Origin of the sequence: Paraburkholderia sp. CNPSo 3076 (genome assembly GCF_026343935.1) — a bacterium.
GTDB classification, from domain to species: Bacteria; Pseudomonadota; Gammaproteobacteria; order Burkholderiales; family Burkholderiaceae; genus Paraburkholderia; species Paraburkholderia nodosa.
Map to the genome: position 1 here is coordinate 84,374 of NZ_JAPMAL010000014.1, position 21,588 is coordinate 105,961.

Sequence of the window (21,588 nt, forward strand, 5' to 3'; positions counted from 1 at the left end):
GGCCCTTGGGCCGATCATCGCGACTACAAGTCACTTCAGGCGGAAAGCGTTCCCGTGGTTTGCGACGCCACAAGCTTCGGCTGAGGTTCGCAGTGGCACTGACACAGGTCGCCTTCGAGAGCGACCTGTTTTCCCATTACCGTTAGCGTGTGCGGAGTTCCATCCGACACGATGACGCCCTGGGTATTGCAGGTGTGGCACATGACGGGCGCTCCGATATAGGCCATCGGTCTCCCGGAAAACGAGGACCCCTCGATGCCATCCATAACGACGCCGTTGTGATCGGTCTTGTCGTCTTTCAGTATGAATTTGCGAGTCATATCTGCTCCCTGAGATTTTTCTCTGATGCGACTTCGGTTGTGCTTGCCACGAATGCGTCGGGCTTCTGCGACTCCTCAATTGCGTCAGGCCAAACCGGCTTCTTGCATGTTTTCCAGCTCAACCATGCACACACAGACTGAAGATAGCCCAATGGAGCCGTCCTCTTGACCATGTCGCCATTTCCCTGGTCAATCAGAATCTTGTCATCGCAGGTGGCGATCCAGCGAGCGGCAGCAAAAGAGGTCGTTGTGGGTAGAAATTCTTCAACCACAACGGCTGAAGGACCGCCTTCCATGTACCGGCGGATGAATTCCAGGCGTCCCTTCAGACGCTCCATCGTGGCCGCGCCCGCCTCGGTCGTCTCGTCGTCAAATGACATAAGACGCGGACCGATCGAGAACGATTGAACGACGTTCGAGCGATCGTCAAGAACATGGCAGCGCAAGACGTATGGAATTGCGCGCATGATAGCGTCTCGGGGACGTTTCTCGATGAAGAAGTGAGCCTTTTCCCATGCAACGGAGATGACCTCGCTGGAGCCCGCGCCCCGATACGCATGAATCGTTCGCGTTTTGCGGTAAAAGCGAACGGGTCTTCGGGTCCACGTAAAATTCTCGAGGTGCAGCCCCCAAAGGATGAACGCAAGAAGACCGAGGGAAAAAACCAGACCGACGGCCACAGCGGAGTAAGCGAGGACAAGGTCGCTTCCATGCACACCTGGAGGCGGCGTCATGAAGGCCCAAATACAAAAATGGATGAGCATAAATGCCCCCGCGAGGAGCCACGGCCCTCCCCACGTAATGACACCTCGTTGGAGAAACATCACATCGCTCATTTCAAGGTAAGCGTCGTTGATGTCAAACACGGAGTGTCCAGGAGGCGCGCCCATACTGATGGGAGCGTCTACCTTGAGATGCTGACTCTTTTCCCAGTCAGACAAGGGTCGCCGAAGCTTGACCCAGATGTTTCCGTCGAATGCCATGCTTAACCTCACAATGCGTTGAAAGCGTGCTGCTCTTCCTGGAAAGATAGATATTTTTCCTTGCCCGTACCAAAGCGGCTGCGACCGAGGAATTCTAACAACTCCCGCTCCTTCAGGAAGCTAATAACGAATCCGATTGCGAGAAGCAGCAACCCAAGCGGGAGCACCCAACTGGTGGCGACTTCGAATAACGCGAAGGCGCCGAGGAGCATCCCTATCCCCGCCGACACGAAATAAGCGATTGCCAGTCCGACATGTCCCGAATTCCACTGTTCTTTCGCGTTCTGGAAGTCATAGAACGCACCAATGAAAGCAGCAGGAGCCAGGAAGCAGCGCCCCCAGAATGACGACCTTTCTATCCACTCCACCGAGACATACCGTTTCAATTTCAGGGGAACAGAAATCTTGCCCTTCTTGATATTCTCCAGCACCTTGCTCGCAGTCGTCATGATGGAGCCGATGAACGCTGCGCCGGAGGCGATGAATTTTGCCTCCGTTTCAGTGCTGTTGAAGTGCGTGGCTTTCCGATAGTCCTTGTATGTCAGCAAGACATTGACAAAGGCGAAGACTGCCCCAATGCTCGCCGCCGAAGCCTCCCCTTCCATCACCTTCCGGAACGACGGGACGAACCTCGTCTCCACGATTTCATCGGTGAGTATCACCTTGTTAGCCGGATTCATAATCTTCTGGGCGGCATTTTGAGTATTGCCCACGACCGCGGTTTGAAGGTTTTCCTTGTCCACCACAATATATTGTGGAACAGTCGTCACCTTGCCCTCGGGCGTCTTCGTTGTGTACTGCTTGTAGAACGCCGCATTAAATTCCTTCTTGCTCGGCCGTTTGTCAGCAGGCGCCAGTTCCCACATCTGGCGTGCAAGATACTTGAGCTTTTGGGACGGCGTACCTTCTGTCGGTTGGTGAAGGATGACCTTGCCACTGCGGGCACTCATCGAAAGAATCAAGGTTTTGGCGGCAAGACTATCCACTTCATCTGCTACGACTTTGGCAATGGGGGCGCCCAGCTCGTAGATGAGCTTTGCGCCGGACTTATAAAAATTCGTGAAAAACGGCGGATAGGTCTTCTCCATCGTTACCTTCGCCGCTTGAAACCATGCTTCGATTGCTTTGGCACAGGTTTCCCGTAGTTCAATGTACGGGTAATTGCCTGCAGACTGGAGCCTGTCGCCGTTCTGCTTCTGATTCAGTGTCAAGGCCCGCAGCGCAAGATTGCGCTTGTCATCGACTTTGCCCTTGAGCCAGGTTGTCATCAAATCGTAAGACTCCCGACGCGCGCAGGCTCCCGTAATGCAGCTGGTAAATACACTTTCATAGACCATGCCGCTCGGATAGTGGCTCTCATCGTAGTCGTACTGAAAGACGTGGGCCAGATTCGGAGAGCCGAGCCAAGCCGTGTAGTCCTGCGACAGCGGCAACCATGCATGCTGCTGTGCCTTGTCGTAGTTCTCATGCATCTTGTTCAGGTATTCCTTCGCAGCCGTGTCACTCACGGACTCCTTGTACTTCTCCCACGCGTCCTCCTTGACCTTGCCAAGTCCAGCCGCGTCCGATGCTCGCATCTGGTTGATCGTCTTGTCCGCCTGGGCGCCGCCATCGAATAGCGATCTGATCGCGAACGCCGACGCCACCTGCCCTTCGGCCATATCCTCCGCTCGTTGATCGTCTTCAACCGCGCCCTTTTCAACTGCTTCCTTGAAGTTCAGGACCATGCTCGCAGACCATTCACCCCACTCATGGTCAGCTGCTATGAATCCATAGGCAGCGTGATTCTCAATGTTGAGTTCCTGTGTGATACCGATGGGGTCCCATAGGGCAAAAACCGCCCCCTTGTCTGGGGCGATATGATCCATGGCCGTACTTAGCGCATCTTTTTCCCCGGAGCGGTCTTTATAGGGAAAGGGCGAAGCAAAGAACGCCTTTTCCGCCCCACCCTTGTATTCAGCGACGTGCTGATGAACATCCTTATGCGAAGCAGCGTGTGGAGCATGGCCCGGCTTCGCGTGCCATGCAGACGCGTTGAAAGCCTGCATACGCTTGCTGCGGCAGCCGTCAGAATCATGTGCATAGGCATCGCGCACCGCTTTCGTCCATTCAACATCACTGAACGCCATGTAGACGGTGCCCGCCTTATCAGGGTTTTCGATCGTGATGCATTGCGCCAGTTCCGGGTGCCCTGTCTGTGTACAGGAAAAAGGCTTCTCGGTCGAGCGGTCGAGACCGCCCTCAATGGGGTACTCGTAGCAGTTGCCTTCCCTGGTTACCGCAAAGCACTTCCACACGGACTTTTTCGGGTAGAAGATGTAGATGAACCCATAGCGCATAGAGCGCAACGTGTACTGCGCGTTGCGAGAGGCAATATTCTTGACGTGCGCCCCAAAACTGCCGCTCACTACGGGGACACCCTCAAGGCCGTGCATGTCATGGGTTCCCACAGCCGAATACCGGACGGGCAGAATCGGCAAGCCTTTCTTCTGGCACATGTTGCATTGAGCCGCAGGAGCGCCTGCTGCTGCTGCAGACTTCGTAATGGCACTGACACTCGGCATACTGGCTTCAGCCATACGACCCCCTAAAAACAAGTTGTCTTTTTCGGTTACTGGTACGGGTAGCGGGCGCTCTCTTTGCCCACCCGAAGCCACATCTCATCGGTCCAGTTCACGACAGCCTCGGTGTACGGCGTCTCGTTCACCATCGCCAGAATCGCCTGAACCTGGGGATGCTGGTCAAAGTTAGGGGCGACAAGCATCCCGTGCAGCGCAAAAGGAATCTGGTCTTCGAGGGGAAGTCCGTAGCGCTCCGCCTTGAGTAGCATCCGGTCAAGTTGCCGCGCAACCTCAGGCGTCGCTTGCATACCCGCCGCCGCTACCGTCTCCAGTGCTTTCCGGACCAGACTCAGCCGTTCAAGCTGTTTGAATTGTTCGTCCGAAAATGTCAAGTCGATCTGCCGATAACCACTTGAAAGCACTTCCTGCCAGTGCCCGCCTTCGTCGAGCCACCTCCATCGGGAAACGGGCCCCAATAGCGATTGCAATTGGACCGAGTCCAGAATCCATTGCAAGTGGCCGAAAACACGCGGGTCATAGTATCGAAACACCGCGTGACTTCCGCCGGGACGAGTGATTAGCAGCGCGTTGGCAAGATGCTCGTGCAGTCTATCTGTCCGAATATCCGACTCGATAATCGCGCATACCATCGGAGGACGCCCACTGCCATGGGCAATTTCGGCGACTTCGATGACACGCGAAAACTGCCGTTCAGCGTGCTCAAGCCGCATCAGCACCGGAGCAACCCCTTCGAGGTCAGGCTTCGCCTGCGGCACGAGTTCGCCCACGCGGTAGGCATTGGGGGCGTCTCCGAATTCGAGTTCCCCGTTGCTTGGCTCTGCAATGACGTATGTGTTCATAGTTAAATAGCGCGTCAGTTCTGCCGTATCAGGTAACCAGCGCCGCGCCACTTTGCGCGGCGCTGGCAAATTGCGACGCGCACGACGCGGATGCAGGAACGACGTTCGCCGCATTGTCGCCTTCGGGCCCAGCAAACGTGTGGCTCGCACCCTTGAAATCCAGTGCCCCTGGCGCGTGAATGTGAATCGCGCCATCCGCAATACGAATCGTTGCGCCCCCCGCTGAAAGCGTAATTTCCTTCTGTGCGGTCACTGAGACAGCGTCCGAGCTGGACGCAATCTTTAGCGTCTTGTCTGCGGTGAGTTCGAGATTGTCCGCGAGCGCCATGACCTGAACTTTGCCCTTGCCAGCAAAGAGCTTCATGCCTGCGCCTTGTGCAAACAGACTGATCTTTTGGCCCACGCTTGCGATGAAAGACTTGCTTGCAGCAATGTAGCTGTTCCCGCCGCTCACAACATTCACGTGCTCGGTCGACGTCACATGAATCGATTTCAGCGATGTCAGGCCGATGCCGTTCGGGCTTCCCAATACCATCACGGGTTCGGAAAACCCATTTGCACTGCTATCGCCTGTTCCGGAACTCCCGGTTTGAGACTGCTGTGTAGCGTTCGCGAACGCAGCAAGTTCGTCGTGTCCATCGCTTAGACCCTCTGCCTGGACAGCCGCCGCCGAATCGGACCGGGCCTCCATGATGGCCGCTGAATCGGTCAAGTGGGTATTGGCTTCCTTGACATCGAGTGGCTCGCTGGCCGTCCCGCCGCGCGTGAAGGTCGAAAGGTACAGGCCCTTCGTCGCGCGCACCGCGCCGTATGCCTCTGTCTTGAGGTCAAAGCCCGTCCCCAGGAATGCCTCCCGGGTATTGTCCTGCTGAGCAACCAGATGGCCCAGATGCAGATACGAGTTTGCGCTGGAACTGTAAAGCTGCGAGCGGTTCTGTCCCGTCGTGTCATCGAAGACAAGTTGATTGAACCCTTGGCCCTTGTACTCCTTCGACTTGTACCCGGACATCGTGCCCTGCGTATGCCACTGCGGCGTCTGGTTCCCGTTGAACACTGCCCCGCTGATGAGTGGCCGGTCGCAATCGCCGTCCAGGAAAGTCACCACAACTTCCTGACCAATGCGCGGCACATACACGCCGCCGAAATTGCTGCCTGCATGGGTGGACATGACCCGCATCCAGCACGACGCATCTTCCCTGTTGCTCGAACGGTCCCAATTCATCAGGACTTTCACGCGATTGAGGCTGTCGGTGTAGACCTCCTCGCCGGATGGACCGACAACCGTGGCTGTCTGCGTGGAAAGCCCTGGCTTCCTGTGGTCGAACGGACTGCGGAAGGGCACAGTCCGGCGCTGAGCTTCGATTTCAACCAGAAAGAACCCGGCGCTCGCCGCTGAGCTGGATGAGGCACCCGTTATCGCGTCCGCCAACGCTACGGCATAGGGATTCCCAGCACCGCTATTCGTGCCCTGATGCGCGGATCGAACACGTTCCAGTTCACTTTGCAGACTGAACGGATACGGTTGTACATTGCCGCCAACCGCGAGATTGTTCTCGATGTACCAACGAGCCTCGATCACCGTAAACTGGCAGTTCGAAGCCGATTCGTTTGCATATTCCGGATAGTTGGTGAACTCAAACCATCGCCCGGCATCCATGCCGCGAACACTGCCCGTTCCCAAGAATCGCTTGGCACGGGACTCCCACTCCTCCATGCGAAAGCGGCTGATGTCTTCGCCCCGGCTGCCGTCAGCGTACGTATATGCACCTCCGTACTCGTACACCTCCGCCTGATCGGGCAATCCTCCTTGATCACTCTTCGTCGGAATGCTCTGCGTTTTAGGCGTTTGCGGTGCCTTGTAATCGACGGTACTAAACGTATAGCTCGTACTTTGAAGCTCGCGCGTGCCAACCCACTGCACAAGTGCATCCGTTTCGCTCGCCACGCTCGAACGGTAGAACGCCACTTGCTGTGGCGAAAGCGGCTTCAGCGAGTAAACGTCGTCCGTGATGACAAGCGTATGCGACTTGCCATCCGAAGTCTGCTCGATCGCGCAAAACCAGCCTTCCGATTCCATCAACCGGTGTACGAAGTGGTAGTCGTCCTCGTACTGCATGCAAAACGAGCGCACTGGAGCCGGCTTGGCGATCTCGAACCGATACGCTCCAGCCGCTTGCGGATGTTCTGCGAATATCGCTTCGATAATCGCGTCAGCCGCTTTCTCCTGAAAGATTCTCGCGTCCTTTCGAAAGCGCAAAAAATGCATCCAGCTCGAAAGAACCAGTTGATAGCTCGTGAGCCCGCCATCCGAGCCGAGTCGACGCGCGGTATGAACATAGCCGTTCATTGGCCGGTACGACTTGTCGGTCTGCTGCAACCAGAGCGTAACAGGTTGCGCAATCAGGCTCTTCAGTTCGATCGAATCGCTTAACGAAGCGACATCGAGCGTGAAGTCATAGTCGCGCCCCACGCGACTTTTCCCGACCACACGCTGGACCAGCAGCATATCGCTGCCGAGGGGCGTGTCGAGCTTGAGCAGACGGCTGTTCTGAAGCACGCCCGAGCGTATTTGATCGATTATGTCCGCTTCCGCCATTTGATTGACTCCGTCACATCTGGAGCGCCTTTGAGCGCCAACGAATTCCGAAAAAGACAAACGAATGAATCAACACCCTCAACCCGCATCATCCGTCTTCACACCAAGCATCTCGCGAATCTGCGCGAGCGTGCCATCGTCTTTCACCACGGTCGAAAGCCACTTGTGCAGCGGCATTTCCGCCCATTCCGCCGCCTTGTCCGCGAGATAGGCGGCGGGGCTATGCGGTTCGGTCTCGCGAAAGAAGACCGCGACCGCGCGCAGTTGTGCAACGGCTTCGGCGCGGCTCTGTATGCCCGCGTACGTGCGGACCGGCATTCGAATCGGATTCGCCATCGTGTCCTCAACGGCCAAAGGTGTCTTGAAGCTCGGTTCCGCGCGCTCGACCGTCACGGGCGAAGCGGCAGGCTGCACGGCAGGCTCCAAAGCCTCCGCATTCAGGTTCACGCCCACATCACGCGCGAACCGCTCCGCGAGTCCATATACGTTCTCGCAGGCCTCGCGCGCTTGTCTGAAGCTCGGTGCCGCATCCCCGGCGCGCGCCTCGAGCACCGTATCGAGCGCTGCGAGAGCGGCTTCGAAGGCATTCAGCTGCGCGAGCAGCGTTCTATAGAAAACTGCCGGCGTGGCCCGCTTCGAAGCGTCGATCTGCTCGACCGAAGGCTTGCCGCGCGCGATATCGTCCGCGTGATCCGGGTCGCGCTTGACGGCCTGCGCGACATGCATCGCGACATCCCAGTCGATCGCGCTGAACGCCACACCCGACTGCGTGAGCGGCACCGAACGCAGCAATTCCGCGGTGCGTCCCGCGAGCCACGCAACATTGCCCAGGCGGTACTCCGTATCGTCCCCATCGGGCAATGGATGCACCTGCTCCCAATACTGCTCGACCAGTCCAGTCAGGAGCGCATAGCCCTGCGTGAGCCCCGGCACGCCCTCCTGAATGGCGAGCGCCTCGGTGAGCCACACGGCCAGCCGCAAGTCCTTCGTCTGCGTGCGCAGCAACGCCGTGCAACGTTCGACGACAAAAGGCCAGTCGGCCTCCTTGATCTCGGTGATCCACTCGCCCTGGTCGAGCGACGGGTCGTCGAAGCGGCGGGCATGCTGGATCGCGTCGAAATCCGCCGAAAACAGCAGGTCGGCGCCGCACGGCGACGCTTCATCAATGGGCGCTAGCAGCGCGGTCGTGTCAGTCGACATGGCGTTCTACATAAAGGCTAGGGCGGCGGGCTTCGAGCGAAGCTTGGCGGCCGCATTTCATGGTCATGGTCATTGCACCGCGTACTCGAACTCGCCTGCGTCGTCGGCGCGCACGCTCACGCGCGCGAGCGACGTGCCCTGCGCGATACGCTCCAGAATCTGCTGTGCGAGTTCCGGCAAGAGCGTGCCGTTGAGAATGTGATCGACGTTGCGCGCGCCCGAATCGACTTCGGTGCATCGCGCGAGCACCGCATCGACGAGTGACTCGTCCCATTCGAACGTGGCGCCGTGGTTCGCCTCGACGCGGCGGCGAATGCGTTCCAGCTTCAGCTCGATGATCTCCGCGAGCACGTCGTCGGAAATCGGGTAGTACGGCACGACTTTCATGCGGCCGAGGAAAGCGGGCTTGAACGACTTGTACAGTTGCGGGCGCAGCAGCTCTGCCAGTGCGTCAGCGTCAGGCAGTTCTTCCTCGGACTTGTTCAGGCAGGCCTGCATGACCGCGACCGAACCCACATTCGACGTGAGGATGATGAGCGTGTTGCGAAAGTCGATCGCACGGCCCTCGGCGTCGTCCATCGTGCCTTTGTCGAAAACCTGGAAGAACATTTCCAGCACGTCGGGATGGGCCTTCTCCACTTCGTCGAGCAGCACGACCGAATATGGGTTGCGGCGCACGGCCTCGGTCATCACCCCGCCCTCGCCATAGCCTACATAGCCGGGCGGCGAGCCCTTCAGGCCCGATACGCTGTGCGCCTCCTGATACTCGCTCATGTTGATGGTGATGAGCTTGCGCTCGCCACCGTAGAGAATATCGGCCAATGCGAGCGCCGTCTCGGTCTTGCCCACGCCGGACGGTCCCACGAACATGAAGACCCCGCGCGGTTTGTTCGGGTCCTCCAGATTCGCACCCGCCGTGCGCACGCGCTGCGCGATGGCTTCGAGCGCGTGATCCTGGCCGATCACGCGCTCGGCCAGCAGCGGTTGAAGATTCAGCATGGTCTGGATCTCGTCCTTCACCATGCGGCCAAGCGGAATGCCGGTCCAAGACGCAACGATTTCCGCCACCACCTGCGCGTCGACCTGCAGCGGCACCATCGGCGCGTTCTGCTGCAGCGCGTGCAGGCGCGCAATAAGCGGCGGCAACGATTCGCGCGCCGTATCGGCTTCGCGCATTCGTTCGGATGACGTACTGTCTTCGCGCGCCGCGTCGATCTGGCCGCGCAGTTTCGTGATCAGCGCCACGAGTTCGCGCTCCTCGGCGTGGCGCGCCTCGCTTTCGGCCAGTTCACGCCCGGCAACGTCGCGCGCCTCGCGCAGCGCCACCAGGCGCGCGTCATGCTCGGCGCCATGTACGGTTTCCCGCTCGAGCGAGGCGATCTCCGCCTCGATACGTTCGATGCGCTTCTTGCCGTCATCGATCGCACCAGGCGTCGCGCCCTGCGCGAGCGCCACTCTGGCGCACGCGGTATCGAGCACGCTCACGGCCTTGTCGGGCAGTTGCCGCACGCTGATATAGCGATGCGAAAGCCTCACCGCCTCGGTAATCGCCTCGTCGAGAATGCGCACGTCGAAGTGGCGCTCCATGAGTCCCACCATGCCGCGCAGCATGGCCGCCGCAAGCGTTTCGTCGGGCTCCTCGATCTTGACCACCTGGAAACGCCGCGCCAGCGCCGCATCTTTCTCGAAGTAGCGCTTGTACTCGCTCCACGTCGTCGCGGCGATCGTGCGCAGCTCGCCACGCGCGAGCGCGGGTTTGAGCAGGTTCGCCGCATCGTTCTGGCCCGCCTGACCGCCTGCGCCGATGATGGTATGCGCCTCGTCGATGAAGAGCACAATGGGCTGCGCACTCTTCTTGACTTCGTCGATCACGCTTTTCAGGCGGTTCTCGAACTCGCCCTTCACGCTCGCGCCAGCCTGCAGCAGTCCCATGTCCAGCACGCGCAATGCAACGCCGCACAGCACCTCAGGCACGTCGCCCGCGGCGATGCGCAGTGCGAGTCCTTCCACCACGGCCGTCTTGCCCACGCCCGGCTCGCCTGTGAGGATCGGGTTGTTCTGGCGGCGGCGCATCAGGATGTCGATGGTCTGGCGGATCTCCGCTTCGCGCCCGATCACCGGGTCGACGTGCCCTTCGCGTGCTCGCTGGGTCAGGTCGGTCGTATAGGTGTCGAGTGCGGGCGTTTTCGAAGGAGTAACACTCGTTGCGCTTGCAACTTCATTACCAGCTTCTGCCGTGCCTTCACCCAGCTCGACCTCGACCGAACCTTGCGTCACTTCATCGAAGCGATGTTTAAGCTCAGCGACGGGAACCTCGGCGAAACGCGCCGACATGCGCTGCGCGAACTGCGCGAGATCGGGCGCGCTCAACAGCGCGAGCAGCAGATGACCAGAACGGATGCGCCCGATCTGCGAGTCGAGCGACGCGATCAGCCACGCCTGCTCGAACAGCGCGATCAAATGCGGCGAGAACACTGGAGTGCGCGTATTGCCCGTCTTGAGGCGCCGCAGTTCGCGCTCCAGATCCGCTCGCAGCGCGTGCACATCAACGCGCGACGCACGCAGCACGCAGGCGAGATCGCTGGCCGGTTCCTCGAGCAGCGCGAGCAGTACATGCTCGAGGTCCACTTCGTAGTGCCCGCGCGACAGGCACGCGCTCGCCGCACGCTCGGTAGCCAGCCGGCAGGTGGTGTTCAGCTTCGCGATCAGGGTCTTCAGGGGCGTGCTCATGTCGTGCTGTCCAGCCTCGGGTCTCGTGTGTTCAATGAATAACGTGCAGTTCGTAGCGTGCGTCGCGGCGGTCGCGTTCGGCTTCGTGCGTGCATAGGAAAGCGTCCCAGCCCAGGCGCGCGCCGGCGCCCAGGCGGCTTGGCCCCACTTCCTCGCGACGCAGCACCAGCAGCACCTCGTATTCGAGCGTTACGCGCGCGAGCAGCGTAAGCATGCGTTCGAGCGCGAGCGCGTGTTCCGCACCCGGCAGGAAGGCCTCATAGTCGGCCTTCGAAAGCGGCCCGATCACGAGGCGCGCACGCATGTCGCGTTGCCAGACGCGTTCGCCCGCAAGCGCCGTTGCACCGAGCATCACGTTGCGCTGGCCGAGCATGGAAAGCTGGTCGTGCGGCACGTCGTACCACTTGCCCACGAACTGCTCGACTTGCACGGGCACGCCGAAATAGTCGGAGAGCGTCTGGCGCAGATACGCGGCGGAAACCGGCTGATGACGCGCGGCCACGGCATGACCCGCGATCGCCTCGTCGAAAAGCGCACCGCCGCCGTCCTGCAGGCTCTCGCGCGACGCGTCGTTGGCCACGCCTGCAAGCGCGAGCAGCAGCGGCAGATAGCGTTCGTCGCGATCGAGCTCGTAGTGCAACGGCAGCCGGTACTTTTTCCACGCCGAATAGAACAGCGCCGTGGCGCGGTTCGAGAACACGTCAAAAAACTCGCGCGCCGCGCGGTCGCGCCGCAATTGCTCGCGCGCGACGATCTGCTCGGTATAGTTCAGCGGCAGCGCGCCTTGCGCGCCCAGCAGCCCGAAAAACGCGGGCGTGAGATCCACGCGTTCGAGTTCGCCCGCATCGAGCGCGGCCGCGCGCTGGCCGGCATCGGCCAGCGGCGCGCCAGCCGCGTCATAAGACACGGCCCCCGCAATTTCGCTGGCCGGAAACGCGAGCGACAGCGTGTTGCGAAAGGCGATACGCTGCGGAAGCACGTCGCGCTGCCGCGCGCCGGCCTTGTCGACGAACCAGCGTTCGAGCAGGCGCACCGCCTGGAAAAAACCAAAGCGGTGCGGTTCCTCGAGCAGCCGCTCGATTACGCCAGAATCGATTCGCCGCTGCGGGGGCTGCATCGCATGATCTCCTCGCCGGTGCGCCGCGAGACGACGACCAGTTGCACGAAGCTGTTGATGTGCACGTAAAGCCCGAAAAACACGTCGATGACGCGCACGAACGTTCCGAGGCTAGTGCCGACAAAGTGATCTTCGTCGACGGTCAGGCGGATCTCGATGCCGCGCACGAAGGTCGCAAACGGTTTGCCGGGCAGCCATTGCACGGCGGCGCGCTGCTCGACGTCGACGATACCGTCCACGTGCCGCGCCGACACCGCCGTGCGCCGCAGGTCATAGAGCGCGAGCATTTCCTTGAGCGTCGTTGCGCCGTGGTTCACGAGCGAGACGTGGTTGAGCGCGAGATGCGAGATGAGCCGCCAGTGCGCGGCCTGGCGGCGCTCGAAGCGCACGCACGGCGTTGGCCGCATCAAGAGCGCGATGCTGCTCGCAATCGCGCCTCCCTCGAGAAACAGATCGCCGCCTTCGAGTCCCGTCGCGAGCGCAGTGGGCAAGTCGCGGTTGGTACAGGTCAGCTCGAGGCTCAATGTTTCGTTCTGCCCGGTATCCACTTCGAAGTCGATATCGACGATCGAGATCTCGGTTTCGTAGCCCGGGCTCTTTTGCGCAACGGATTCGTCGCGCCGGGCGAACCAGTAGTGGCCAGCGCGCATCGATTCGCCGTGCCGCAGCGAATAGAAAGGCCGGAACTCGACGACCGTTTCTTCGTGCGCGCGTTGCCGTACCAGTTGCACGGAGTCGATCGAATAAACCTCGTAGGCGAATGCGCGCCGCCCCTCTGCCACCACGGGATACGAGACCGACTGATGATCGAGGCGAATCGGCTCGCCGTGCTGCTTGAAGAGGTTCACCACGGGCGTGCAGAAGAGCCGCAGGTGGTGCGCCGCGAGCGCGTCGAGCAAGCGCGCCACGTGCGAGTCGCCGCGCACGTCCTTGAGCACGATATGAAGCGTGAGACGCTGGCAGCGGCCCGCCGCGGCGGTCATTGCCGCGAGGTCGAAGTCGACGAAATCGAACTTGTCCGGAAACGCGAAATACTCCGTGAGCAGGCGGTACGCCGGGTGCGATTTCGCGGGATAGTCGATCAGTGCATCCGCCACGTCGAAGCCGGCCTGCGCGAACGGCAGCGCGGAGAGCGCGCGCCAGCGGCCATTGCGTTCGGGCTCGGCGTAAGCGGCGATCGCATGCACGAACAGGCAGTCGCCGAGCGCCGCGATGAACGACTGCTCGCCGTGCAGGTAAGTGCGCAGCGCGCCGCTTCTCCACGCCGAGAGGTCGAACTGCGGCGAGGTCGATTCGAACGTGATCGACAGGACGCCGGTTGCATTCGGCGGCAGCACGGTCGCGCTCGGTACGATCGCCGCCGGCACGTAGCGCGCCTCCGAAATGCGGATCGGTGCAAGCGTCACGTCGTAGGAGGTGCGAAAGCGGCATTGCACGCCGCGGATCGGCCGCGACTTGAGTTCCGTGCCGCGCTCGATCACGGCCGGCTCGGTGAGATTGCCGAGCGCGCCCGCGGCGCCGAACTGGGCGATCGAGCACGAGGGGAACGGTCGCAGATAATGCGGGTACAGCACCTCGAGCAGCGCCTCGGTGAACTCCGGGTAATCGTCGTCGAGACGCTTGTTGATGCGCGCGCCGAGCAACGCGAACGACTCGATCATCCGCTCGACGTGCGGGTCTTCGCAGTGCTCTCCCGTCATCGCGAGGCGGGCCGCGATCTTCGGATAGCGCTGGGCGAATTCGCGCGAATAACGCCGCAGGAACGACAGTTCGCGCTCGTAGTACGGCAACAGCTCTTCCATCGGTACGCTCCCGCCCCCCAAAACTGCCTTTATGTCAAGCCATGTCGCGCGCCGCCGGTCGCGGCCGCGTCAGGCTTTTGCGCGTGCGCGCGTGACCGAATACTGCAGCGTCGAAGGCTGCAGCATCGCGTCGAAACTCACCGGCTCTTGCGCCGGATGCACCACCAGCAACGCCTGAATCGCGAAGTACAGTGCGTTGGTCGAGCGCTCGTTCAGTTCGAGCGTCACTGAAACGCGCTGCAAACGCGGCTCGTGCCGCTCGATCGCCTGCTGGATCGACTTGCAGATGAACGCGCGATCGTAATGACTCGCAAGGCTCAAGCCAGCGAAATCGTTCAGCCCGTAGGTCAGGATCGAGCGGCGGCACTCGGGCAACAGCGCGAGTTCGTGCTCGGTGAACGCGATGCGCGAGTTCAGGATCGACTCCAGATCGCGCGCAACGCTCCCCTTGAGCTCTTCGATCGAGAACTGCCGCACTGCCGCCGGTGCCGGCGAATGCGGATCGTCGTCGAAGAGCTTGTCGAGTAGTCCTGGCTCGAAACGCTTCATCGGTTCAAATAGAGTCGGTCAGCCAGATGAAACAGGCGCAGGCAGTGCACGCGATCGCGCGCGCCGCCTGCGCGCGCCGCGTCAGACCGCGTAGGTCTTGTCGTTCTTCGTGAGGCTCCATGCGCCTTGCGCATTGCCGCCCTGGTTGCCGCCGATCTTCTGCTGCGTATACTTCCACTGCACGGCCGCATACTTCAGCGAGAACTGCTCCGTGGGCAGCCCTTCGCCGACCACTTCCGGCGTGATGCTGGAAATGATCACGTATTTGAGCTTGATTTCGAGGTACTTGATGCGGTTGCCCTCGCCGTCCGAGCGCATGAAGTCGATCGTGACTTCGTCGAAGGTCGTGCCGCCCGAAGCGTGCTGATAGAGCAGCGGGCTCACGACGTCGATGTCCTTCAGGAAGCGCATGTCGGCATGCTCGCAGCGCTCGACCGTGTGACCGCCGGCCGTCGAGGCCGTTGCCGAACGCGGCTGCAGAATCGAGTGATTCCACGAATCGATTTCGATCCAGCCGGCATGGTCCTTGTCCTGCGACTCGCCCTTGATGGCCGGATTTCCGAATTTTAGATAGATATCCTTCATAACGCCTCGACTCCCCAGAGTGGTGGTTTACGGTAGTTTGATAACGCGAGCCCAAAGGCGATGCCCCGGGTTGCTTCCCGGAGCGATCCGCTGGATGGCGGACCGCTCCTGCTCAACTCATTCGCGCGCTTGCGCGGTTTTATGAATTAGCCGGCTTCGGCAGATCCGCCACGAGCCGCAGCGAAATCGACAGCTCGTCGAGCTGGAAGTGCGGCCGCAGGAACGCGACCGACCGGTACGAACCCGGCTTGCCCGGAATCTCGCTGACCTGGATCGACGCCTCGCGCAACGGAAACTGCGCCTTTTGCTCCTGCGAGGCGTTGTCGTCGAGCAGCACGTACTGCGAAATCCAGCGGTTCAGGAACACTTCGACGTTCTGTGCGGACGCGAAGCTGCCGATCTTGTCGCGCATCATCGCCTTCAGATAGTGCGCCACGCGCGACACCGAGAAGATGTATTGCAACTGCGCCGAAAGCACGGCGTTCGCGTTCGCGTTGTCGGTACTATATTTTTTGGGCTTCTGCACTGACTGTGCGGCAAAGAACGCAGCGTAGTCCGAGTTCTTGCAATGGACGAGCGGAATGAAGCCGAGGTCGCTCAGTTCCTTTTCGCGCCGGTCGGTGATGGCGATTTCGGTCGGGCATTTCAGCGCGATTTCGCCGTCGTCGGTCTTGAAGGTGTGCGTGGGCAGGTCCTCCACGAGTCCGCCGCCTTCCACGCCGCGAATCGCCGCGCACCAGCCGAAGTCGTCGAACGCCGCGGTCAGGCGCGCCGCAAAGGCCCAGGCCGCGTTACACCAGAGGTATTTCGCGTGATCGGTGCCGTCCACGTCTTCGACGAAATTGAAGCCTTCCGCCGTCGCGCCGTCCTTCGGATTGAACGGCAGACGGCCGAGAAAGCGCGGCAGCGTAAGACCCACGTAGCGCGAATCTTCCGCGTCGCGGAACGACTTCCACTTCGTGTATTCGACGGTGTCGAACACCTTGCCGAGATCGCGCGGCTTGCCGAGGTCGGCGAACGACTCGAGCCCGAGCAGTTCCGGCGACGCCGATGCGACGAACGGCGCATGCGCCGCCGCCGCAACGTGCGACATCTGCTCGATGAAATACATGTCTTCGGGCTGGCGCGTCACTTCATAGTCGCCAATCAGCGCACCGAACGGCGCGCCGCCGAACGTGCCGAATTCTTCTTCGTAGATTTTCTTGAAGAGCGCGCTCTGGTCGAATTCGACGGCGGTCTTGAAGTCGCGCACGACGTCGCGCTTGGGCGCGTGCAGCGCCTTGATCTTGATGGTCGAGCCGGTATTGCTTTCCTTGCACAGATACTCGAGGCCGCGCCAGGTGCTTTCGAGCCCCTGGAATTCCGGCGCGTGCATCACGGCGCTCAACTGCGCCGAGATCAGGCGGTCGAGTTCGGCCACGCGGGCATCGATCGTCGCGGAAAGATTGTTCGAGACGATCACGGTGCCTTCCAGCACCTGATGCACCAGCTCGCCAATGAGGTCTTTCGCGCGCGCGTGCTCGGATTCGGATTTGGCCACCTTGCTCTTTTCGACGATCTCGTCGAGCAACGAGAGCGCGGCCTGGGCTTCTTCCAGGGTCGGTGCGCGAACTGCGCCAGTCTGCTGATTCATGTCGATCTCCCCTGGCGCTTAGTGATCGTTGCCGTCGCCGGATTCGTTGCGCTCGCCACGATCCGCTTCGCCGGCACCACCCGTGTTGCCCGCGAGCGCCTGCAACTGCTGTGTATTGGCCAGCACCTCGCTCAGCAGGTCTTCGAGCTTGTCGTTGCCGGCGAGCTTGTTGCGCAGGTCCGCGAGCTTCGAGCGCGCCTCGAGCAGACGGCGCAGCGGCTCGACCTGCGCGACGACTTCGTCGGGATTGAAGTCGGCCATCGAACGGAAGCGCAAGTCCACGGCGAACTTGCCGCCCGCCTCGCTCAAGCGGTTCTCGACCTGGAACGCCGCGCGCGGCTCGATGCCCTTCATGACGTCGTCGAAATTGTCACGGTCGATATTGACGAACTTGCGGTCGCGCAGCCGCGGCTGTTCGACTTCGGACTGACCCGCGAGATCGCCCATCACGCCGACTACGAACGGCAGCTCCTTCACCTCAATGGCGTCGCCGAGTTCGACTTCATACGTCAACTGGACGCGCGGCGGCCGCACTTTCTGCAAGCGCTTCTGAATACTTTCTTTCTTGGCCATCGAGGGCTCCCCTGTTCGAGTCGTTCAAGACCTGTTGTCAGCAATTCACCGCCGGGCGGTTCAGCGCAGTGCGCTGAACGGATCGGACGCACCACCGCTTGCAGCCGCTTTGGCCGGCGCCGCTTTGGCGGGCGCGGGCGCCGCAGCCGCGGGGGCAGCAGGCGCAGGCGGTGCAGCCGGCGCGGCCTCGGCCGTTTCAACGGGCTTCGCCGCCGGCTTCTGCACGTGGCGAACGATGCGGCGCTTCTTCGGCGCAGGCTTTTCCGCCTGCTCGGGCGGGAACAGCGAATCCTCGCCGAGCGTGTCGCGCAACTGCTTCGCGAGCGCCTGCGCATCGGACTTCGCGTCGCCCTGCAGCGAGGCATCCTGGCGCAGTTCGCCGAGCGACTGCGTCGCGACACGCAGGCCGGCCACGGCAAGCACGCTCTTCGCGGCGCGGTCGGTCTGATCGCGCTGCAGCGCTTCCTGCGCCGCCACGATGGCCTGTCCATAGTGTTGCTGCTGGAACTGGATCTGCGCGATGCGCGACCACGGCTCTTCGCGCGTGGGATCCGCCGCGGCGAGTTTCTGGTAAAGCGAGATCGCGCGATCCTGGTCGCCGCCCTTCGCCGCGGTATCGGCGTCGGCTAGCGCCTTGTTGAATGCGTCTGGCGACGCCGCGAGATTATGGTCCTGCGTAGCGCAGCCCGCGATTACCCCGCATGCCAGCACCACCCCGGAGAGCCTTGAAATGACCCGGTTTATCATTCTTTCACCAACGTGTAATTATTAATTCGATGGAAGGGAACTAGAGTTTTGCTTTAGCTCGAGCGCGCGGGTATAGTACAGCCCAAATTTTGATAATTCAACTTCTTAATGTAATGCGCCGACACTAAATCGCTTCTTTGATGCGGGGTTTACTGCCACAAGAAATTCACACAGGAAAGAATTTCTCACTCGTGCAATTGAAAACGCGAGCGAGCCGGAAAAGTTTGCCGCATCACATAATCAACCGCTTATCGGCGCCACGCGGGGTAAATGCGCTTTTATGCGGATAGCATTATCCGGATCGCATATCACCACTTAACGGACCCTGGGCATTCACGCCTAGCCAACAAATAATGAATGCGCGTGTTATTCGTTTCGCATCGCTCCTCGTCGTCACGGCGCAACTCGCCGGCTGCGCGGCGGCCGTGCCGGCGCTCGGCAGTGCGGCGTCGGCGGCCTTGCAGCTCGCGGGCATCGGCAAGCCCGACGTGCCGGACAGCCAGAAACCCCCGCGCGACCTCGGTATCACGCTATTGGCGGCGCAAAACCTCAACGCGGCGACCGACCGCAAGCCACTTGCGCTCGTCGTGCGGCTCTATGTGCTGAAGGACCCTACGTCATTCCAGCAGGCATCGTTCGATACGTTCACCGACCCCGCAAAAGAAAAGAGCGCGCTGGGCGCCGACCTGCTCGGCGTGCGCGAAGTGACGCTCATTCCCGGCCAGCGATATAACGCCACCGAAAAGGTTTCACGCGAGGCGCAGGCATTCGGCATCGTCGCGCTATTCCGCGATCCGGCCATGCGGCGTTGGAAGTTCGCCTTCGATCCTGCGAAATCCGAGAAATCCGGCATAATGGTCGGCCTGCATAACTGCGCAATGACCGTCACGAGCGGCACGGTGATCTCGCCGGACCAGGGATTACCGCCGCAGCAGCTGAATCTGCTTTCGTCGGTGACTTGCGGGTGAATAAAGGACAAAGCACCGGGCAGAGTAACGAGCACGCGGAATATTTAACAATTTCAGTCCGCCGATCGCCGGCGCGAGCGGCACGGGCCGAATCACGCATAAAGCCGATTTAACATGAGTTATTCCTCGAAAGTGCTTTGGGGAGAGGGCCTGTTCCTGAGGCCTCAGCACTTCCAGCGGCAGGACGCCTATCACGAAGCGCGCCTCTTCGAATCGATCCAGGCCATTGCGCCGTACAACTGGGGCGTTCGCACCGCGCGGCTCGACCACGACGCACTGGGCAGCAACATGCTGCGCATGAGCGAGGTCGCGCTCGTGTTCCCGGACGGCACGCTCTACAGCGCGCCGCAGGCCGACGACCTGCCGCCGCCCGTCGCGCTCGACACGCTGCCCGAGGGCATCAACGAATTCACGTTCTACCTGGCGCTGCACCAGATGCGCGAAACCGGCACGAACTACGCGCCGGATCGCAACGAGGGCTTCGTCACACGCTACGTGAGCGAGCAGGCGAGCGTTGCCGATCACTACACGGACGCGGCGCAGGCCGACGTGACGTTCCTGAAAACGAACGTCAAGCTGATCGCGCACAGCGAGCCGCGCGACCAGTTGCTCTCGGTGCCCGTCGCGCGCGTGCGGCGCACCGCGACTTCGGGATTCGAGGTCGACGAAAGCTTCGTGCCGCCGAGTCTCGCCATCGAAGCATCGCCGCTCCTGCACCAGCGGCTGCGCCGCCTCATCGACGCGCTGCAGGCAAAGGTCAATGCGCTCTATGGTTTTCATCGCGAGCCGACCAAGAACATTATCGAGTTCCGGTCGGGCGACATCGCCTCGTTCTGGCTGCTGCATACGGCGAGCGGCGCGTTCGCCACGCTGGCGCATCTCTATCAGCATGCGGCGCTTCACCCCGAGCGGCTCTTTCACGAGCTGCTGCGCCTCGCGGGCCAGCTCATGACGTTCTCCAAGGGCTACGCGCTGGCCGACCTGCCCGCGTACCGCCACGACGATCCCGGCCCCGGCTTTGCGCGTCTCGATACGATTCTGCGCGACCTGCTCGAAACGGTGATCTCCACGCAATACTTCGCGATTGCGCTCGAAGAAGTGCGCCCGTCGTTCCATATCGGCCGGCTCGATTCGGGCAAGATCGACGACAAGACCACGTTCTACCTCGCCGTTTCGGCGGACATGCCCGCCGTCGATCTCGTCGAAGCCGTGCCGGCGCGCTTCAAGGTCGGCGCGCCCGACGACGTCGACAAGCTCGTGCTCTCGGCCATGCCGGGCGTGCGGCTCGTCTACACGCCCCAGGTGCCGCCCGCCATTCCCGTGCGACCGGGCGCATGCTACTTCGCGTTCGAGGCGCGCAGCGCGCTTTATGAGCGCATGGTGCAAGCGCAGTCGGCCATGGTCTACGCGCCCTCGGGCCTCAACGATCTCAAACTCGAACTGATCGCGGTGACGTCATGAGCAACGCCCCTTCCCTTTTCGGCGACGCGGCGCCGGCCGTGAATCACCCCGCGCCCGCCACAGAACCCGCTTACCAGGTGCGCTCGCTGCTCGATCTGCTCTACGACGGCTTCTTCATGCTGTTCCTGTTGAAGAACGGCCGCGAGCCTGGCGACGCCAGCGAATTCGGCGCGCGCGTGCAGCAGTTTCTGGGCGATTTCGAGCGCGGCGCGAAGAAACTGAACGTCGCGGCCGAAGACGTGTACGCGGCCAAGTTCGCGTTCTGCGCCGCACTCGACGAATCGGTGCTGGCATCCTCGTTCCGCATTCGCACCGAGTGGGAACGCCGCCCCTTGCAGCTCGCGCTGTTCGGCGAACAGCTTGCCGGCGAGAAGTTCTTCCAGTATCTCGAGGAATGTCGCGCGCAGGGCGCGCCGCGACTGCAGTCGCTCGAAGTCTTCCATATGTGTCTGCTGCTCGGGTTCCAGGGCAAGTACATTCTCGAGGGACCGGAAAAGCTCGCCTATCTCACGGCGCGCCTGGGCGACGAGATCGCGCATATCAAGGGCAAGCGCGCGCCCTTCGCGCCGCATTGGCCGCTGCCCGATCAGGTCGCGCACCGCCTCAAGCGCGAGGTGCCGCTGTGGTCCATCGGCGCGGTGTTCGCGCTGGTGGGTCTGCTCGCGTGGCTCGGCCTCAGCACCTGGCTGCGCGACAACACGGTGCACACGCTCGCGCCATATACGCAACTCATCAAGCTCGGGCCGCAATCGGCGAATCTGACGATCTCGCTGCCTTGAGCGTGTGAAAGCGGCGCGGCGCGCGGCCCGCCCCTTTCGCACCCGATCAACGCAAACAGCAGGGCCACCGCAGTAGCGGATATTTCGAAGCACCAGCAGAAGTAGCCGGATTGGCGCCTTGTCG

At 61.4% G+C, this 21,588-nt stretch carries 17 protein-coding genes; 3 read left to right on the plus strand and 14 right to left on the minus strand.

Annotation, left to right across the window (positions count from 1 at the left end; translation table 11 throughout):
* Positions 1 to 35: 35 nt before the first annotated feature.
* From M3A49_RS17570 to M3A49_RS17635, 14 genes are all read right to left on the minus strand, one after another.
* On the minus strand, positions 36 to 320 hold the full coding sequence (locus M3A49_RS17570; protein ID WP_266229855.1) for a PAAR domain-containing protein: 285 nt from the start codon (positions 318 to 320) through the stop codon (positions 36 to 38).
* Entirely contained in the window at positions 317 to 1,186 is an 870-nt protein-coding gene (locus tag M3A49_RS17575; RefSeq protein WP_266229856.1) for a DUF6708 domain-containing protein, read from the minus strand. The genes M3A49_RS17570 and M3A49_RS17575 overlap by 4 nt, the downstream gene beginning before the upstream one ends.
* A 125-nt stretch (positions 1,187 to 1,311) precedes the next feature.
* Positions 1,312 to 3,882: a T6SS effector BTH_I2691 family protein gene (locus M3A49_RS17580; protein ID WP_266229857.1), complete on the minus strand. Its 2,571-nt coding sequence runs from the start codon at positions 3,880 to 3,882 to the stop codon at positions 1,312 to 1,314.
* Between the two features lie 32 nt (positions 3,883 to 3,914).
* Positions 3,915 to 4,724 (minus strand): DUF4123 domain-containing protein, encoded by an 810-nt coding sequence (locus tag M3A49_RS17585; protein ID WP_266229858.1) that lies wholly within the window; start codon positions 4,722 to 4,724, stop codon positions 3,915 to 3,917.
* Positions 4,725 to 4,752: 28 nt separating this feature from the next.
* On the minus strand, positions 4,753 to 7,320 hold the full coding sequence (locus M3A49_RS17590; RefSeq protein ID WP_266229859.1) for a type VI secretion system Vgr family protein: 2,568 nt from the start codon (positions 7,318 to 7,320) through the stop codon (positions 4,753 to 4,755).
* Between the two features lie 78 nt (positions 7,321 to 7,398).
* Entirely contained in the window at positions 7,399 to 8,520 is a 1,122-nt protein-coding gene (gene tssA, locus M3A49_RS17595) for a type VI secretion system protein TssA (protein ID WP_266229860.1), read from the minus strand.
* Between the two features lie 69 nt (positions 8,521 to 8,589).
* A complete protein-coding gene (gene tssH, locus M3A49_RS17600) occupies positions 8,590 to 11,250 on the minus strand; it encodes a type VI secretion system ATPase TssH (protein ID WP_266229861.1) in 2,661 nt (886 codons plus the stop codon).
* Between the two features lie 31 nt (positions 11,251 to 11,281).
* A complete protein-coding gene (gene tssG, locus M3A49_RS17605) occupies positions 11,282 to 12,367 on the minus strand; it encodes a type VI secretion system baseplate subunit TssG (protein WP_266229862.1) in 1,086 nt (361 codons plus the stop codon).
* On the minus strand, positions 12,331 to 14,169 hold the full coding sequence (gene tssF, locus M3A49_RS17610; protein ID WP_266229863.1) for a type VI secretion system baseplate subunit TssF: 1,839 nt from the start codon (positions 14,167 to 14,169) through the stop codon (positions 12,331 to 12,333). The genes tssG and tssF overlap by 37 nt, the downstream gene beginning before the upstream one ends.
* Before the next feature lie 69 nt (positions 14,170 to 14,238).
* Positions 14,239 to 14,718: a type VI secretion system baseplate subunit TssE gene (gene tssE, locus M3A49_RS17615; protein ID WP_028206759.1), complete on the minus strand. Its 480-nt coding sequence runs from the start codon at positions 14,716 to 14,718 to the stop codon at positions 14,239 to 14,241.
* A gap of 81 nt (positions 14,719 to 14,799) precedes the next feature.
* Positions 14,800 to 15,303 (minus strand): Hcp family type VI secretion system effector, encoded by a 504-nt coding sequence (locus M3A49_RS17620; protein ID WP_028206760.1) that lies wholly within the window; start codon positions 15,301 to 15,303, stop codon positions 14,800 to 14,802.
* Between the two features lie 139 nt (positions 15,304 to 15,442).
* Positions 15,443 to 16,936, minus strand: coding sequence for a type VI secretion system contractile sheath large subunit (gene tssC / locus M3A49_RS17625; RefSeq protein WP_266229868.1), 1,494 nt, complete (start codon positions 16,934 to 16,936; stop codon positions 15,443 to 15,445).
* Between the two features lie 18 nt (positions 16,937 to 16,954).
* Entirely contained in the window at positions 16,955 to 17,509 is a 555-nt protein-coding gene (gene tssB / locus M3A49_RS17630) for a type VI secretion system contractile sheath small subunit (protein WP_266229869.1), read from the minus strand.
* Positions 17,510 to 17,569: 60 nt separating this feature from the next.
* A complete protein-coding gene (locus M3A49_RS17635; protein WP_266229870.1) occupies positions 17,570 to 18,256 on the minus strand; it encodes a tetratricopeptide repeat protein in 687 nt (228 codons plus the stop codon).
* A gap of 353 nt (positions 18,257 to 18,609) precedes the next feature.
* Here M3A49_RS17635 and tssJ point away from each other — a divergent pair, with 353 nt between their 5' ends.
* The 3 genes from tssJ (at position 18,610) to icmH (ending at position 21,464) form a co-directional block, all read left to right on the plus strand.
* Complete coding sequence (gene tssJ, locus M3A49_RS17640) at positions 18,610 to 19,224, plus strand: type VI secretion system lipoprotein TssJ (protein WP_266229871.1); 615 nt, start codon at positions 18,610 to 18,612, stop codon at positions 19,222 to 19,224.
* Positions 19,225 to 19,338: 114 nt separating this feature from the next.
* Entirely contained in the window at positions 19,339 to 20,685 is a 1,347-nt protein-coding gene (tssK, locus tag M3A49_RS17645; RefSeq protein ID WP_266229872.1) for a type VI secretion system baseplate subunit TssK, read from the plus strand.
* On the plus strand, positions 20,682 to 21,464 hold the full coding sequence (gene icmH / locus M3A49_RS17650) for a type IVB secretion system protein IcmH/DotU (protein WP_266229873.1): 783 nt from the start codon (positions 20,682 to 20,684) through the stop codon (positions 21,462 to 21,464). Before tssK ends, icmH begins: the two co-directional genes overlap by 4 nt.
* Positions 21,465 to 21,588 lie beyond the last annotated feature (124 nt).